At 67.6% G+C, this 12,502-nt stretch carries 15 protein-coding genes; 4 read left to right on the top strand and 11 right to left on the bottom strand.

The window, feature by feature from the left end; translation table 11 throughout:
• Positions 1 to 44: 44 nt before the first annotated feature.
• The 7 genes from ACIGJC_RS21975 to phnG are packed head-to-tail and all read right to left on the bottom strand — an operon-like array spanning position 45 to position 5,950.
• Positions 45 to 1,268 (bottom strand): alpha-D-ribose 1-methylphosphonate 5-triphosphate diphosphatase, encoded by a 1,224-nt coding sequence (locus ACIGJC_RS21975; protein ID WP_483714297.1) that lies wholly within the window; start codon positions 1,266 to 1,268, stop codon positions 45 to 47.
• A gap of 42 nt (positions 1,269 to 1,310) precedes the next feature.
• Positions 1,311 to 2,039, bottom strand: a complete 729-nt coding sequence (gene phnL / locus ACIGJC_RS21980; RefSeq protein ID WP_483714298.1) for a phosphonate C-P lyase system protein PhnL — start codon at positions 2,037 to 2,039, stop codon at positions 1,311 to 1,313.
• Positions 2,040 to 2,041: 2 nt separating this feature from the next.
• The gene (gene phnK, locus ACIGJC_RS21985; protein WP_483714299.1) at positions 2,042 to 2,818 is read right to left on the bottom strand and encodes a phosphonate C-P lyase system protein PhnK; all 777 of its coding nucleotides are present in this window, start codon (positions 2,816 to 2,818) and stop codon (positions 2,042 to 2,044) included.
• A complete protein-coding gene (locus tag ACIGJC_RS21990) occupies positions 2,815 to 3,711 on the bottom strand; it encodes an alpha-D-ribose 1-methylphosphonate 5-phosphate C-P-lyase PhnJ (RefSeq protein WP_483714300.1) in 897 nt (298 codons plus the stop codon). Before ACIGJC_RS21990 ends, phnK begins: the two co-directional genes overlap by 4 nt.
• On the bottom strand, positions 3,708 to 4,844 hold the full coding sequence (locus ACIGJC_RS21995) for a carbon-phosphorus lyase complex subunit (RefSeq protein WP_483714301.1): 1,137 nt from the start codon (positions 4,842 to 4,844) through the stop codon (positions 3,708 to 3,710). The genes ACIGJC_RS21990 and ACIGJC_RS21995 overlap by 4 nt, the downstream gene beginning before the upstream one ends.
• A 1-nt stretch (position 4,845) precedes the next feature.
• A complete protein-coding gene (phnH, locus tag ACIGJC_RS22000; RefSeq protein WP_483714303.1) occupies positions 4,846 to 5,463 on the bottom strand; it encodes a phosphonate C-P lyase system protein PhnH in 618 nt (205 codons plus the stop codon).
• Position 5,464: 1 nt separating this feature from the next.
• Positions 5,465 to 5,950: a phosphonate C-P lyase system protein PhnG gene (gene phnG, locus ACIGJC_RS22005; protein WP_483714304.1), complete on the bottom strand. Its 486-nt coding sequence runs from the start codon at positions 5,948 to 5,950 to the stop codon at positions 5,465 to 5,467.
• A gap of 234 nt (positions 5,951 to 6,184) precedes the next feature.
• Here phnG and phnF point away from each other — a divergent pair, with 234 nt between their 5' ends.
• From phnF to phnN, 4 genes are all read left to right on the top strand, one after another.
• Complete coding sequence (phnF, locus tag ACIGJC_RS22010; protein ID WP_483714306.1) at positions 6,185 to 6,919, top strand: phosphonate metabolism transcriptional regulator PhnF; 735 nt, start codon at positions 6,185 to 6,187, stop codon at positions 6,917 to 6,919.
• Between the two features lie 111 nt (positions 6,920 to 7,030).
• Positions 7,031 to 8,248 (top strand): alpha-D-ribose 1-methylphosphonate 5-triphosphate diphosphatase, encoded by a 1,218-nt coding sequence (locus ACIGJC_RS22015; protein ID WP_483714307.1) that lies wholly within the window; start codon positions 7,031 to 7,033, stop codon positions 8,246 to 8,248.
• Positions 8,245 to 8,964, top strand: a complete 720-nt coding sequence (locus ACIGJC_RS22020; protein ID WP_483714503.1) for a DUF1045 domain-containing protein — start codon at positions 8,245 to 8,247, stop codon at positions 8,962 to 8,964. Before ACIGJC_RS22015 ends, ACIGJC_RS22020 begins: the two co-directional genes overlap by 4 nt.
• On the top strand, positions 8,961 to 9,527 hold the full coding sequence (gene phnN, locus ACIGJC_RS22025) for a phosphonate metabolism protein/1,5-bisphosphokinase (PRPP-forming) PhnN (protein WP_483714308.1): 567 nt from the start codon (positions 8,961 to 8,963) through the stop codon (positions 9,525 to 9,527). The genes ACIGJC_RS22020 and phnN overlap by 4 nt, the downstream gene beginning before the upstream one ends.
• A gap of 18 nt (positions 9,528 to 9,545) precedes the next feature.
• Here phnN and ACIGJC_RS22030 read toward each other — a convergent pair whose 3' ends face one another.
• The 4 genes from ACIGJC_RS22030 to phnD form a co-directional block, all read right to left on the bottom strand.
• Positions 9,546 to 10,001 carry a GNAT family N-acetyltransferase gene (locus ACIGJC_RS22030; RefSeq protein WP_483714309.1) on the bottom strand — a complete coding sequence of 152 codons (456 nt, stop codon included), beginning with the start codon at positions 9,999 to 10,001 and terminating at the stop codon, positions 9,546 to 9,548.
• Complete coding sequence (locus ACIGJC_RS22035) at positions 9,998 to 10,534, bottom strand: phosphonate degradation HD-domain oxygenase (protein ID WP_483714310.1); 537 nt, start codon at positions 10,532 to 10,534, stop codon at positions 9,998 to 10,000. The genes ACIGJC_RS22030 and ACIGJC_RS22035 overlap by 4 nt, the downstream gene beginning before the upstream one ends.
• Before the next feature lie 36 nt (positions 10,535 to 10,570).
• Positions 10,571 to 11,383, bottom strand: coding sequence for a phosphonate ABC transporter, permease protein PhnE (phnE, locus tag ACIGJC_RS22040; protein ID WP_483714311.1), 813 nt, complete (start codon positions 11,381 to 11,383; stop codon positions 10,571 to 10,573).
• Positions 11,384 to 11,462: 79 nt separating this feature from the next.
• Positions 11,463 to 12,443: a phosphonate ABC transporter substrate-binding protein gene (phnD, locus tag ACIGJC_RS22045; RefSeq protein WP_483714312.1), complete on the bottom strand. Its 981-nt coding sequence runs from the start codon at positions 12,441 to 12,443 to the stop codon at positions 11,463 to 11,465.
• Between the last annotated feature and the right edge of the window lie 59 nt (positions 12,444 to 12,502).

Consider the following 12,502-nt stretch of genomic DNA (forward strand, 5'->3'; position numbering starts at 1 on the left):
CCGGCTACACCTGCTCCAGGGGGCGGTGCTGTAGCCGCGCCACGTCAGGCAATCTCGCGCTCGGCCGTGTGTGGCACCGCCACCGGCGCGTGCGCGCGCGCATGCTGCACCGCCGGATAGCCAGCCGAAAACACCAGCCGGCCGGCGCACCAGGTATGCGTCACCAGCGGCTGGCCGGCGATGGCCGCCACGGCGATGACGTCGGCGCGCCCGCCCGCCAGCAGCCGGCCGCGGTCGTTCAGCAGGCAGGCATCGGCCGGATTGGACGTGACCAGCGCGAGCGCTTCGTTCAGCGGCAGTTCCGCCTGTTGCGCCGCGGCGAAGGCCGCGGCGATCAGGGTCGATGGCTGGTAATCCGAACAAAGGATATGGCCGACGCCGGCATGGATGGCATCGATCGCGCGCATCGAACCGCTCTGGCTCTGGCCGCGCAACACATTGGGTGCCCCCAGGATCGTCGGCAGCGCTCGATCTGCCGCTGCTTGCGCGGTTTCGACATTGATCGGGAACTCGCTCATGCGCACGCCCAGCGCATGCATGGCGGCAATGCGCTGCGGTGAATCGTCATCGTGGCTGGCGGTCGGGATCTGCAGGCCCTGCGCCCCCGCCAGCAGGCGCTGCACGCGCTCATTGGCGCCTTCGAGCTGCGCGGCTTTCCTTTGCGCGGCGTCGACGGCTTCGTCGCGGCTCATGCCGTGGTTGCCCATCATGTACGACAGGTAGGCGTCCAGCGTCTTGAACTGGCCTTGTCCGGGCGAATGGTCCATGACCGAGAGCAGGTCAACCACGCCTTCCGCCATCAGCGCTTCAAGCACTGGCACGGCGGAGGCATCAGTCACCTCGTAGCGGCAATGGATGCGGTTGTCGACCAGGCTGTGGCGGCGGTACGCAGCGACGGCGCGCACCAGCGTGGAAGCGGTCTCGTTGTTGCGCACGCCGAACTGGTTGCTGGCGAACGACAGCGCGTGGTACGGCGTGGTGATACCGGCCGCTGCATTGCGGCGGTCGACCTGGGCCACGGCAAAGTCCAGCGGGAACATCACGCCAGCGCGTGGCTCGGCTTCTTTCTCGATGGCATCGGAGTGGACGTCGATCAGGCCGGGCATCACGGTGTGGCCATGCAGGTCGACGACCTGTGCGGAGGCGGGCACGGCATGCGGTGCAGGCTCGATGGCGGCAATGCGGCCATGCTCGATCAGCAGCGCGCTGTCATGCAACACGCGGTCGGGCAAGACCAGGGTGGCGTGCGTCAGGTAGGTGGAAGACATTTCCAGTTCCAATTCGGGTTCCTGTTTCGGTAGGCAGGCAATTCAGGCGATGGCCGTGGCCGGCTGCAGCGGCAGCAGGCGCGTCGCGACGGCTTCGCGCACGGCGTCGTCGTGGAAGATGCCGATCAGGCAGCGGCCCTCAGCCAGGGCCTCGCGGATCAGGGCCACCACCACGGCGCGGTTGTCGGCGTCGAGCGAGGCCGTCGGCTCGTCGAGCAGCAGGATCGGGTGTCCGCCGATCAGCCCGCGCGCGATGTTAACGCGCTGCTGTTCGCCGCCCGAGAACGTGGCCGGGGGCAGATCCCACAAGCGGCGCGGCAGGTTCAGCCGCTCCAGCAGCGCGGCGGCGCGGGCACGGGCCTCGTCGCGGCCGGTGCCGCGCTGCTGCAGCGGGTCGGCCACGACATCGAGCGCCGCCACGCGCGGGATGGCGCGCAGGAACTGGCTGACATAGCCGATCACGTCGCGGCGCAGCTTCAGGATGACCTGTTCGGGCGCATGGCTGAGCATGACCCACGGCGCGTCCGGCGCAGCGGTATCGCGCAGGCGGATCGTGCCTTCGGTGGCCAGGTAGTTGCCATACAGGCAGCGCAGCAGCGTGCTCTTGCCGGTGCCGGACGGCCCGGACAGAACCAGGCATTCGCCGGCTGCCGCATCGAAATCAATGGCGCGCAGCACGGGCAGGCGGATGCCGCCCTGGTTGTGCAGCGTGAACATCTTGCCGAGGCCGCGGACCTCGATCATGGCTTGCTTGGGTTCGGCTTGTGTCATGGTCAGCCCTGCAGGATGGACGAAACCAGCAGCTGCGTGTACGGATGCTGCGGGTCGTCGAGGATCTGGTCGGTCAGGCCTTGTTCCACCACGCGGCCGCCTTGCATGACCAGCGTGCGATGCGCCAGCAGGCGGGCCACGGCCAGGTCGTGCGTGACCAGGATGGCGGCCAGGTCGAGATCGGTCACCAGGCGGCGCAGCAGGTCCAGCAGGCGCGCCTGCACCGAGACATCGAGCGACGCCGTCGGCTCGTCCATGAACACCAGCCGCGGATGCGTGACCAGGTTGCGCGCGATCTGCAGGCGCTGCTGCATGCCGCCCGAGAACGTGGACGGTACGTCGTCCAGGCGCGCCAGGTCGATTTCCATCTTCTCCAGCCATGCACCGGCGATCTCGCGCAGGTCGCCATAGTGGCGTTCGCCGACGGCCATCAGCCGTTCAGCGATATTGGCGCCGGCGCTGACCTGCATGCGCAGCCCGTCTCGCGCATGCTGGCGCACGAAGCCCCAGTCGGTCCGCGCCAGCAGGCGCATGCGCGCGCTGGAAAGCGTGGCCAGGTCGGTCAGGCCGCTTTCGCGCATGTCGTAGCTGACGGTGCCGCGCTGCGGCGGCGCCTGCATCGACAGGGCTTGCAGCAGCGTGCTCTTGCCCGAGCCCGATTCGCCTACCACGCACAGCACTTCGCCGGGGTAGAGATCGAAATTCACGTCGTGGCAGCCATGTACGCCGTCCCAGGTGCGCGTGAGGCCGCGGACGGAAAGCAGTGGCGTGGCGCTCATTGTGCGGCTCCTTCAGCCTGCTGCGCGGCGACGCGGTCGCCGCAATACTCGGTGTCCGAGCACACGAACATGCGCGTGCCAGCGTCATCGGTAATGATCTCGTCGAGGAAGCTGTCGGTCGCGCCGCACTGGGCGCAGCAGTGGCTCCACTTCTCGACCGTGAACGGGTGGTCGACGAAATCGAGGCTCCTGACCGAGGTGTACGGCGGTACCGCATAGACGCGCTTCTCGCGCCCGGCGCCGAACAGCATCAGCGCGGGGCTGCGATCGAGCTTCGGGTTGTCGAACTTGGGAATCGGCGACGGCCGCATCATGTAGCGCTGATTGACGATTACGGGATAGTCGTAGGTCGTGGCGATATGCCCATGATGGGCAATGTCTTCGTACAGCTTGACGTGCATCGAGCCATACTCGGCCAGCGCATGCATGGTGCGGGTCTCGCGCTCGCTCGGTTCCAGCCAGCGCAGCGGCTCGGGAATCGGCACCTGGAACACCATCACCTGGCCCGCGTGCAACGGCGACTCGGGAATACGGTGGCGGGTCTGGATGATGCTGGCCTCGGCCGTGCGCTCGGTGGTCTTCACGCCCGTCACGCGGCCGAAGAAGCGGCGGATATTGATGGCGTTGGTGGTGTCGTCCGAACCCTGGTCGATCACCTTGAGCACGTCCTGCGTGCCGATGATGGCGGCCGTGACCTGGATGCCTCCCGTACCCCAGCCATACGGCAGCGGCATTTCGCGGCTGCCGAACGGCACCTGGTAGCCAGGGATGGCGACGGCCTTGAGCAGCGCGCGGCGCAGCATGCGCTTGGTCGACTCGTCGAGGTAGCCGAAGTTGTAGTGGTCGTCGCGGGCCAGGGTGGCCGGCGCTGCGGTAGCGTTGGTCTGACTCATGCCAGCGTCTCCTCCTGAGGCTGGGTATCGGACGTAGCTGCGGCAGGCACCGCATCGGGCCGGGCCGCTTCCTGCTCCGCGCGCAGCCGGCGCAGCAGTTCCAGGTTGGCCTGGAAGTCCACGTAGTGGGGCAGCTTCAGGTGCTGCACGAAGCCGGAGGCCTCGACGTTGTCGCTGTGGTAGAGCATGAATTCCACGTCATTGGCCGGCGCGTCGGCGGCTTCGCCAAGCTCGCCGGCGCGCATGGCGCGGTCGGCCAGCGCCATCGACATTGCCTTGCGTTCGCCGTAGCCGAACACCAGGCCGTAGCCGCGCGTGAAGCGCGGGGCCTCGCTGGCGTTGCCGGTGAACTGGCTGACCATCTGGCATTCGGTCAGCTCGACTTCGCCGATCGTCACCGCAAAGCCAAGCTCTTCCACGAACAGCTCGACTTCGGCCGTGCCATAGCGGATCTCGGCCGCGAACGGGTGCGAGTTGCCGTAGCCGCGCTGCGTGGAGTAGCCCATTGACAGCAGGAAGCCTTCATCCGCACGTGCCAGGTTCTGCAGCCGCGCGGCGCGGCCCGCCGGCAGCGTCAGCGGTTCGCGGGTCAGGTCGGGCGGGGCCGGGTCGCCGGCAGGGATGGCATCGGCCTCGACCAGTTCATCGGCTTCGAGCAGCGCGGTCACGCGCGGCATGTCGGAGGCCAGCGGTTGGGGCGACGGTGGCAGCGGCGCCGGATCGCGTTCGGCTTCGAGCGAGAAGTCCAGCAGGCGCTGCGTGTAGTCGTAGGTCGGGCCGAGTACCTGTCCGCCCGGAACGTCCTTGAAGGTCGACGAAATCCGGCGTTCCAGGCGCATCTTGCCCGTATCGACCGCCTGCGTGTAGCCGAAGCGCGGCAGCGTGGTGCGGTAGGCGCGCAGCAGGAAGATCGCTTCGATCTGATCCCCAGCGGCTTGCTTGAGCGCCAGCGCGGCCAGGTGCGGATCGTACAGGGAACCCTCGGCCATCACGCGCGACACAGCCAGCGGCATCTGCTCGCGGATCTGCGCCAGCGTCAGCTCGGGCAGCGCGGTGTCGCCACGGCGGTAGGTATCGAGCATCTGGTAGGAATTGAGGATGGCACGTTCGCCCCCTTTGACGGCTACGTACATGTCAGTCCTCCAGTTGCGTGGTGCGGGCCAGCGCGCAGAATTGGTCGCCGCTGGTCAGCAGCAAGTCGACACCCAGCGGGAACGCAGCATGGTTGGCGCCCCATTGCGTGCGGAAGTCCTCGGACAGGCCCGTCACGCGAAGGGCTCGGGAGGTCTCGATGCCAGGGCCGCGCAGCGACAGCGCTTCACCGTCATCAAGCGACGCGACTTCCACGATGAGCGTGGCGGACCGGTCCGGATAGGCGGGCTCGCCCTGCGCGCAAGCGGACAGCGGCGGCTGGGCGTGGCCGGCGGGAACGCAGACAAAGGTGGCGGCGCCCGCGTCGCCAACCAGCGGGCAGCCGCAGTGGAAACGCAGGAAGGCGCGCACCGCGGCGGGCACGCCCGCTGGCAGCCAGACCGGTGTGTCGGCGTCCGCCAGTGTCAGGAGCAGCGCGGCCTGGGCCGGGGATAGGCCTTCCGGCACGCCGCTGGTCACCGCCAACGTCTGCACCGTGCCGGGCCGTGCCATGGCATCCAGCGCGCGGCGGAACACCTGCTGGGCGTCTTCGACCGGGGTGCCGAAGCCGGGCAGCAATGCCGCGCTCGCAGCGGCGGAGGTTGTTTGAAGCGTTTGCATGTCAGTCTTCTCCGCGAACCATGGTGAAAAACTCCACGCGCGTCTGTGCGGCAACGCCCGCGCGCCTGGCCGCGCGCTCGGCGTGAGCCCGGGCGAGCGGCGCGAGCACCACGTCGTGCACGCGCCGGTGCCAGTCGGAGCGCTGGAGCAGGGCGTCCAGCACGGCTGCCTGCTCGGCATGGCGCGTGCCGCGCCCTTGCACGTAGGCAACGCCCGCCGTGCCGCCGTCGGCGCCGCCTTCGAGCACGACGGCGCAGCGCGTCACCGAGATTTCGCCCAGGTTGAATTGCGCACCGGTACCGCCGGCACGGGCGCGCACCATCGCCATGCCGGCTTCCGGCTTGCGCAGCAGCCGGTATGCGGGCAGGGCTCCTTGCGCGGAAAGTTGCGCGTAGGCCGCATCGAGCACATCCGGCGGTGCCAGCGCCAGGACGCGCAGCCACGCAGCGCGGGCTGCGTTGTCATCCGCCGTGGTATCGTGTTTCATCGTCACCCCTATACGTCTATACGTTTAGATGTTATCAGTCTCAACACGGCGACACTAGAACACACGGGTATGAAGCTTTTGTGACGGACCCGCCCAATGCTCGGACCCGAACGTTGCGGGCCGGGGCTGAGGCACAATTGCGGGGATGGAACGGATCGGTGCGGGGAAGTCTTTGCCTCCCTCTAGTGGAATCCGCTCCGGTGAATGCTTGATGACAAAGGGCAAGGCAAGACAATGTCTGATCGAGAAGTCGAACGGGGTTCCGGCGTTGCGGTATGGCGCCAGATTGGCGAGGCGCTGGCGGAAGACATCCGCAACAAGCTCTATGGCCCCGGTGAACAACTGCCGCCGGAGCCGGAGCTGGCCAGCCGCTTCGCGGTCAACCGCCACACCATCCGCCGCGCCATGGGCGAGCTGGAACTGAACGGCCTGGTGCGGATCGAGCAGGGCCGCGGCACCTTCGTGCAGGAACACGCGATCGATTATGCGATCGGGCGCCGCACGCGCTTTTCGCAGAACCTTGCGGCGCAGGGCATGCGCGGCCATATCGAGATCCTGGACAGCCGCGTCATGCGTGCGCCCGACATGGCAAAGCACCTTGGCCTGCCGCGCACGGCGGATATCCTGCATGTACAGATGATCGGCAAGGCGGAAGACCGCACCATCGACGTCGCCGACCATTACTTCGACAACAAGCGCTTTCCCGGCCTGGCCGAGCAAGTGCGCGAGAAGCTGTCGATCTCGCGCGGGCTGGCGCATTTCGGCATTGCCGACTACACGCGCAAATGGTCGCGCATCACCGCATCGATGCCCACCGCGCCCGTTGCGCGGTTGCTCAACCAGCCCAAGACGCGCCCCGTGCTGCAGGTGGAAGCGCTGAACGTCGATATCGACGGCGCGCCATTACAGTACAGCATGACCCGTTTTGCCGGTGACTGGGTGCAGCTCACCGTTTCCGACAACGAATAGCCCATCGAGCCACGCGCATCGGCAGCACCTTCATGACGGCCACGAACGATCCCGATCTGAAGCATTGGTCTAGACATCTGGCTGTCACGTGCCGGCGCTAACGTATCGACCATGCCTATCACTAGCCCATCCACTACGTCCCCGCTTGCGGGGATCACCAGCCGCCGCGTACTCGGCACGGGCGGCATCGTCCCGGCCACGCTGGGGTTCCGCGACGGCTGCGTGGCGCAACAGGTGCCGCAGGCGGGGACTTGCCTCGACGCAGGCGACCTGCTCGTGCTGCCCGGCATCGTCGATCTCCATGGCGATGCCTTCGAGCGTGCCGTGATGCCGCGCCCCGGCGTGAGCTTTCCCTATGCGGGCGCGCTGCTCGACGTCGATCGCCAGTTGCTCGCGCACGGCATCACGACCGAGTTCCACGGCGTGACGCTGTCGTGGGAAGGCGGCCTGCGCGGCGAGGCCTACGCGCTGCGGATGTTCGAAGCGCTGGCCCAACTCGAGCCGGTGCTCGGTGCCTCGCACAAGGTGCACCTGCGTTTCGAGGCCTATCACCTCGATGGCGTCGAAACGGCCCTGGCCTGGATGGAGGCGGGGCGCGTCGGGCTGCTGGCGATCAACGACCACCTGCCAACCATGGCCCGCCGCATCGGCGACGAGCGCAAGGTCCTGCAGTACGCGGAGCGCGCGGAGTGCGACATGGAGACGTTCCGCAATCGTCTGCGCACGGCCAGCCGCCACGCACAGGACGTGCCGGCCGCGATGTCCCGGCTGGTTGCGGCAGCCCGCAGCGCTGGGCTGCCCGTGGCATCGCATGACGACCCGGACCTCGCCACGCGGCAGCACTACCATCGGCAGGGGTGCCACATTGCCGAGTTCCCACTGACGGTCGAGACCGCGCGCCTGGCGCGCCAGCTCGGCGACGATGTCGTGTTCGGCGCGCCCAACGTGGTGCGTGGCACCAGCCACACCGGCGCGCCCAATGCCACGGAAATGGTATCGGCCGGCCTGTGCACGGTGCTCGCGTCCGACTATTACTATCCGGCGCCGCTGCAGGCCGCGTTCCGGCTGGTGCAGCTCGGTGTGGCGGATCTTCCCGCCGCCTGGAAGCTGGTCTCGCGCAATCCGGCGCGTGCCGCGGGCCTGCGCGATCGCGGCACGCTGGCCCCGGGCCTGCGCGCCGACGCGATCGTGGTCGATGACCGCCAGCCCAGCCTGCCGCGCGTCGTCGCAACGATCGTTGGCGGCGAGGTCAGGCACGCCGCCATGCCGCTGCCCGTCATCGATATCTCCGATGCCCGGTTCGCCGGCAACGACAGCAAGGCGGCCTGATCATGCAAGCGCATCGCTACGCCATCTACCTCGCCCCCGGCGAACCGTACCGCGCCTTCGGCAGCCAGTGGCTCGGCCGCGACGCCGACACCGGCACCGCGCTGCCTGATCCGGACCGGCCGCAGGCATGGATCGACGCGCCGGCGCACTACGGCCTGCACGCCACCCTGAAGCCGCCGTTCAGGCTGGCCGCGGGCAGGTCGGCACCGATGCTCGACGCCGCGGCCCGCGCCTTTGCCCAGAAGCACGCCGCGTTCGATGCGCCGCTGGTCTTGCGCTCGCTGCGCGGGTTCCTGGCCTGGTGCCTGGACGAGAGCACCGCCGGCGCCCGTGCGACACACGAACTGGCCGATGCCTGCGTACAGGCCTTCGAGCCGTTCCGCGCACCGGCCACTGCCGAGGAACTGGCCCGCCGCAAGCCCGACCAACTCACGCCCGCGCAGCGCCAGATGCTGGAGATATGGGGCTACCCCTATGTCTTCGACACCTTCAAATTCCATATCACGCTGACCGGCATGCTGACGCCGGAGGACGCCGGCGCCGCGCTTGCCAGGCTGTCCGCCGATTGCCGCACGCTGCTGCAAACGCCGTTGCACGTTGATGGTGTGAGCGTCTTCGTGCAGCCGAAAGCCGGCGAAGACTTCGTCGTCGGCAGGCACTACCGCTTCGACGGCGGCGTAGTGGACGGCGTTGGCGCCGCCTATCTAGAACCATGAGCCCGCCCGTGCGCATCGACGGCAACGGCCTGTTCTACGTGATGGGACCTTCAGGCAGCGGCAAGGATTCGCTGCTGCGCGCGCTGCATTCGCGGCTGGGGCCGGATGACCGGGTGGTCGTGGCCCATCGCTACATCACGCGTGATGCGGACGCCAACGAGGCCTCCGTCTCCCTGACCACTGGCGAGTTCGAGCGCCGGGCCGGCCTGGGCTGCCTGGCGTTGCACTGGCGCAGCCATGGCCTGCACTACGGCATCGGCGTGGAAATCGAGCCGTGGCTGGCGCGGGGCCTGAGGGTCATCGTCAACGGCTCGCGCGAGTACCTGCCGCATGCGGTGGCGCGCTATCCGGCGCTATGCGCCGTCCATGTCCGCGTCGAGCCGGAAGTGCTGGCGGCACGCCTGCGTCAGCGCGGCCGGGAATCGGAAGAGGCGATCGCGCGGCGCCTGGCACGCGCGACGGAAGACTTTGCCGTGCCGGCGCAATGCCGGCTGGTGGAGATTGACAACAGCGGCGCGCTGGCCGATTCGACGGAAGCCTTCGCGCGCCTGGTCGGCGTCTGATTGCGTAACGGCGAGCGCTTATAGCGCGGTACTGAAGCTGATGCCGTGCTCGGTGAACCCGAGGCCGCGATAGAACGCATGGGCGCGCAGGCGCCGCGCGCTCGAGGACAGGGCCAGCTTGCACGCCCCGGCTTCACGCGCCAGCCGCATGGCTTCAAGCATCATGGCCTTGCCAATGCCCGTGCCGCGCATGGCGGGGGCGACCACCACGCCTTCGACGATGGCTTCCGGACGCCCGTCGTGGACCATGACCGGAAACAGCAGAAGGCTGAAGGTGCCCAGCGGCACGCCTTGCGCACTGACCATCAGGTAGCAGCGGTAGAACGGGAACGCCTGCATCGCCGCGAAGCGCTCGCGCAGGGTGGCGAGCGGCAGTTCCGGCTCGTTGTCCATGGTCGCAAGCAGGGCGGCAAGCTGCTGAAGCTCTTCGTCGCTGCCCTGCACCTCGCGCAGCGTCATCGCCGGATCGCTCATGCCGCGGCGCGCGTGCAGCGTGCGGCCATCTCGAGGTAGTGGGCGAGCGAAGGCGTGGGCAAGTCCACCACCTTGGCCAGGTCGTCGTAGCGGCGCAGCCGCACCGCTGCGTCGGCATGCGGGCCCGCGGCGAACGTGGCGGCCTGGGTCGCGTCGTAAGGGCCGCCCTGCAGGGCCAGGCTGTGGACCGACGCCGGCGACAGCGTGCCGAAGTAGCCCGCATCCACCGTGCACAGGTAGCGCTTGGCCGCGACGTGCAAGCGGATCGGCTCGGTGACGGACGCGTCAAAGAGTCCGGCCAGCGCGTCGGCGGCTGCTTCCTGGTGCCGCATGTCGGTGGTGCTGCTTTCGGCCAGCATGAGGTGGCCGACGTCATGCAGCAGCGCGGCGACGATCAGCGGTTCCGGTTCGCCGGCCTGTTCGGCCAGTTGCGCGCATTGCAGCGCGTGCGCGGTCTGGCTGATGGCCTCGCCGCCGTAGTAGGCGGTGCCGTGGCTGGCAAACAGGGATTCAATGCGGGGCAGGGTCAGCATGGAGTTCTGCTAGAGGTCGGACTTGAGTTCGTGAGGTCAGACCAGCACTTTGCGGATCTGCGCCGAGACCACGTCGATCGCGATCACGAACACAATGATAATGACCATCACGGCGCACGTCTGCCCGTACTGGAAGCTGCGGATGATTTCCCACAGCACGGTGCCAATGCCGCCCGCGCCGACGATGCCCACCACCGAAGCCGAACGCACGTTCGACTCGAAGCGGTACAGCGCGAACGACAGCCATAGCGGCAGCACCTGCGGAATCACGCCGTAGACGATCTCTTCGAGCGGCCCCGCACCGGTGGCGCGCACGCCTTCGACCGGGCGCGGATCAATGGCCTCGACGGCCTCGGCGAAAAGCTTGGCCAGTACGCCGGTGGTGTGGATCCAGAGCGCCAGCACGCCGGCGAAAGGACCCAGGCCAACGGCCACGATGAACAGCATGGCGAAGACCATCTCGTTGATGGCTCGGCACGCGTCCATGAGGCGGCGCGCCGGCTGGTAGACCCATGCCGGCACGATATTGGCCGAGCACAGCAGGCCGAACGGCACGGCCATGAAGACCGCGATGGCCGTGCCCCACACGGCGATCTGCACGGTCACGAGCATTTCGTCCAGGTAGTGGCGCCAGTCGCGGAAATCAGGCGGGAAGAAATCGGCGGCAAACTTTGCCATGTTGCCGGAATCGCGCAACAGGTCCAGCGGACGCATGTCGGCGCCGTTCCAGGACAGGACCAGCATGGCCAGCACGATCGCCCAGATCAGCATCACGGAAAGCGGCGTGCGCGGCGGCCGGGCCTGGCTGTTCGGGGAGGGCGGCTGGGCGCGCTGGGTGGTGGCGGTCATGGGGACAATCCAATGTGGCAAGAAGACGAGACAAGATGCGGCGGCTGGCGGCACGTGCGCGCGCCAGCCGCCAGGGTGGTTACTGCGTGCTGACTGCCTTGTCGAGTTCGGCCAGGCGGCGCGATACGTCGGCAAGCTGCTTCTGCTTGTCGGCGCCGGCCAGCGTGGTGTCGGTCTCGATGCGCGCCTTCTCCTTGGCCAGTTCAATCTGGCGGATCGGCACCAGTTGCGCGTCGCTGGACGGACGGAAGCCCTGGTAGGTCAGCGTGGCCAGCACCTGCTTCTCGCGTGCGGCATCGGTACCCTTGCCGTAGTTGACGAAGAAGGCCTGGATCTTCTTCTTCATGTCGGCCGGCAGGTCCTTGCGGTAGACCAGCGGATCCGCCGGGATCAGCGGGGACTTCCACAACACACGCACCTGGTCATACGCGTTCTTCCCCGTGTTGATGCGGTAGCGCTCGAAGTTCTCGGTGTTGTTGACAGCCACGTCGACCTGCTTGTTCAGCACCGACAGCAGATTGGTTTCGTGGTTGCTGATGCGCACGGCCTTGAACAGCGTCTTCGGCTCGACCTTGTTGGCGGCCCACAGGTAGTAACCCGGCACGGCCGTGCCCGAGGTCGAGTTCGGGTCGCCGGCACCATAGCTCAGCTCCTTGCCGCGCTTGATGACGTCTTCCACGCTCTTGAGGTCGCTGTCCTTGTTGACGATCAGCAGCGACCAGTAGCCCGGGTTGCCGTCCTTGTCGATCACCGAGGCGAAGACTTCGCCGTTGGCGCGGTCCACGGCCTCCATGGCGGACTTGTTGCCGAACCATGCGATCTGCACCTTGTTGAAGCGCATGCCTTCGATGATGCCGGCGTAGTCCGAGGCAAAGAACGGCTTGATGGTGACGCCCAGCGACTTGCCGAGGTCATCGATCAGCGGCTGCCAGGCCGACTTCAGGTTCGACGACGACTCCGTCGAGATAAAGCCGATGTTCAGCGTCTTGGCGTCCTGCGCAAAAGCGGGCATGGCGACCACGCCCGATGCCACCACGGCGAGAAAAGTTCTGCGAAGCATGGGATGACTCCGGTTGGTATTCGATGTGGAGAACGTCTTGGGTACGTCTGGAAAAAGAG

The sequence above is a fragment of the Cupriavidus sp. C3SS-1 genome (assembly GCF_057073755.1).

Excerpts from the sequence above, each read along its gene's own strand:
- phnD (WP_483714312.1), bottom strand. The coding sequence starts at position 12,443 with ATGCTTCGCAGAACTTTTCTCGCCGTGGTGGCATCGGGCGTGGTCGCC.
- phnF (WP_483714306.1), top strand. The coding sequence starts at position 6,185 with ATGTCTGATCGAGAAGTCGAACGGGGTTCCGGCGTTGCGGTATGGCGC.
- ACIGJC_RS22035 (WP_483714310.1), bottom strand. The coding sequence starts at position 10,534 with ATGCTGACCCTGCCCCGCATTGAATCCCTGTTTGCCAGCCACGGCACC.
- phnE (WP_483714311.1), bottom strand. The coding sequence starts at position 11,383 with ATGACCGCCACCACCCAGCGCGCCCAGCCGCCCTCCCCGAACAGCCAG.
- ACIGJC_RS21975 (WP_483714297.1), bottom strand. The coding sequence starts at position 1,268 with ATGTCTTCCACCTACCTGACGCACGCCACCCTGGTCTTGCCCGACCGC.
- ACIGJC_RS21990 (WP_483714300.1), bottom strand. The coding sequence starts at position 3,711 with ATGAGTCAGACCAACGCTACCGCAGCGCCGGCCACCCTGGCCCGCGAC.
- phnN (WP_483714308.1), top strand. The coding sequence starts at position 8,961 with ATGAGCCCGCCCGTGCGCATCGACGGCAACGGCCTGTTCTACGTGATG.
- phnG (WP_483714304.1), bottom strand. The coding sequence starts at position 5,950 with ATGAAACACGATACCACGGCGGATGACAACGCAGCCCGCGCTGCGTGG.
- ACIGJC_RS22015 (WP_483714307.1), top strand. The coding sequence starts at position 7,031 with ATGCCTATCACTAGCCCATCCACTACGTCCCCGCTTGCGGGGATCACC.
- phnH (WP_483714303.1), bottom strand. The coding sequence starts at position 5,463 with ATGCAAACGCTTCAAACAACCTCCGCCGCTGCGAGCGCGGCATTGCTG.
- ACIGJC_RS22030 (WP_483714309.1), bottom strand. The coding sequence starts at position 10,001 with ATGAGCGATCCGGCGATGACGCTGCGCGAGGTGCAGGGCAGCGACGAA.
- ACIGJC_RS21995 (WP_483714301.1), bottom strand. The coding sequence starts at position 4,844 with ATGTACGTAGCCGTCAAAGGGGGCGAACGTGCCATCCTCAATTCCTAC.
- phnK (WP_483714299.1), bottom strand. The coding sequence starts at position 2,818 with ATGAGCGCCACGCCACTGCTTTCCGTCCGCGGCCTCACGCGCACCTGG.
- phnL (WP_483714298.1), bottom strand. The coding sequence starts at position 2,039 with ATGACACAAGCCGAACCCAAGCAAGCCATGATCGAGGTCCGCGGCCTC.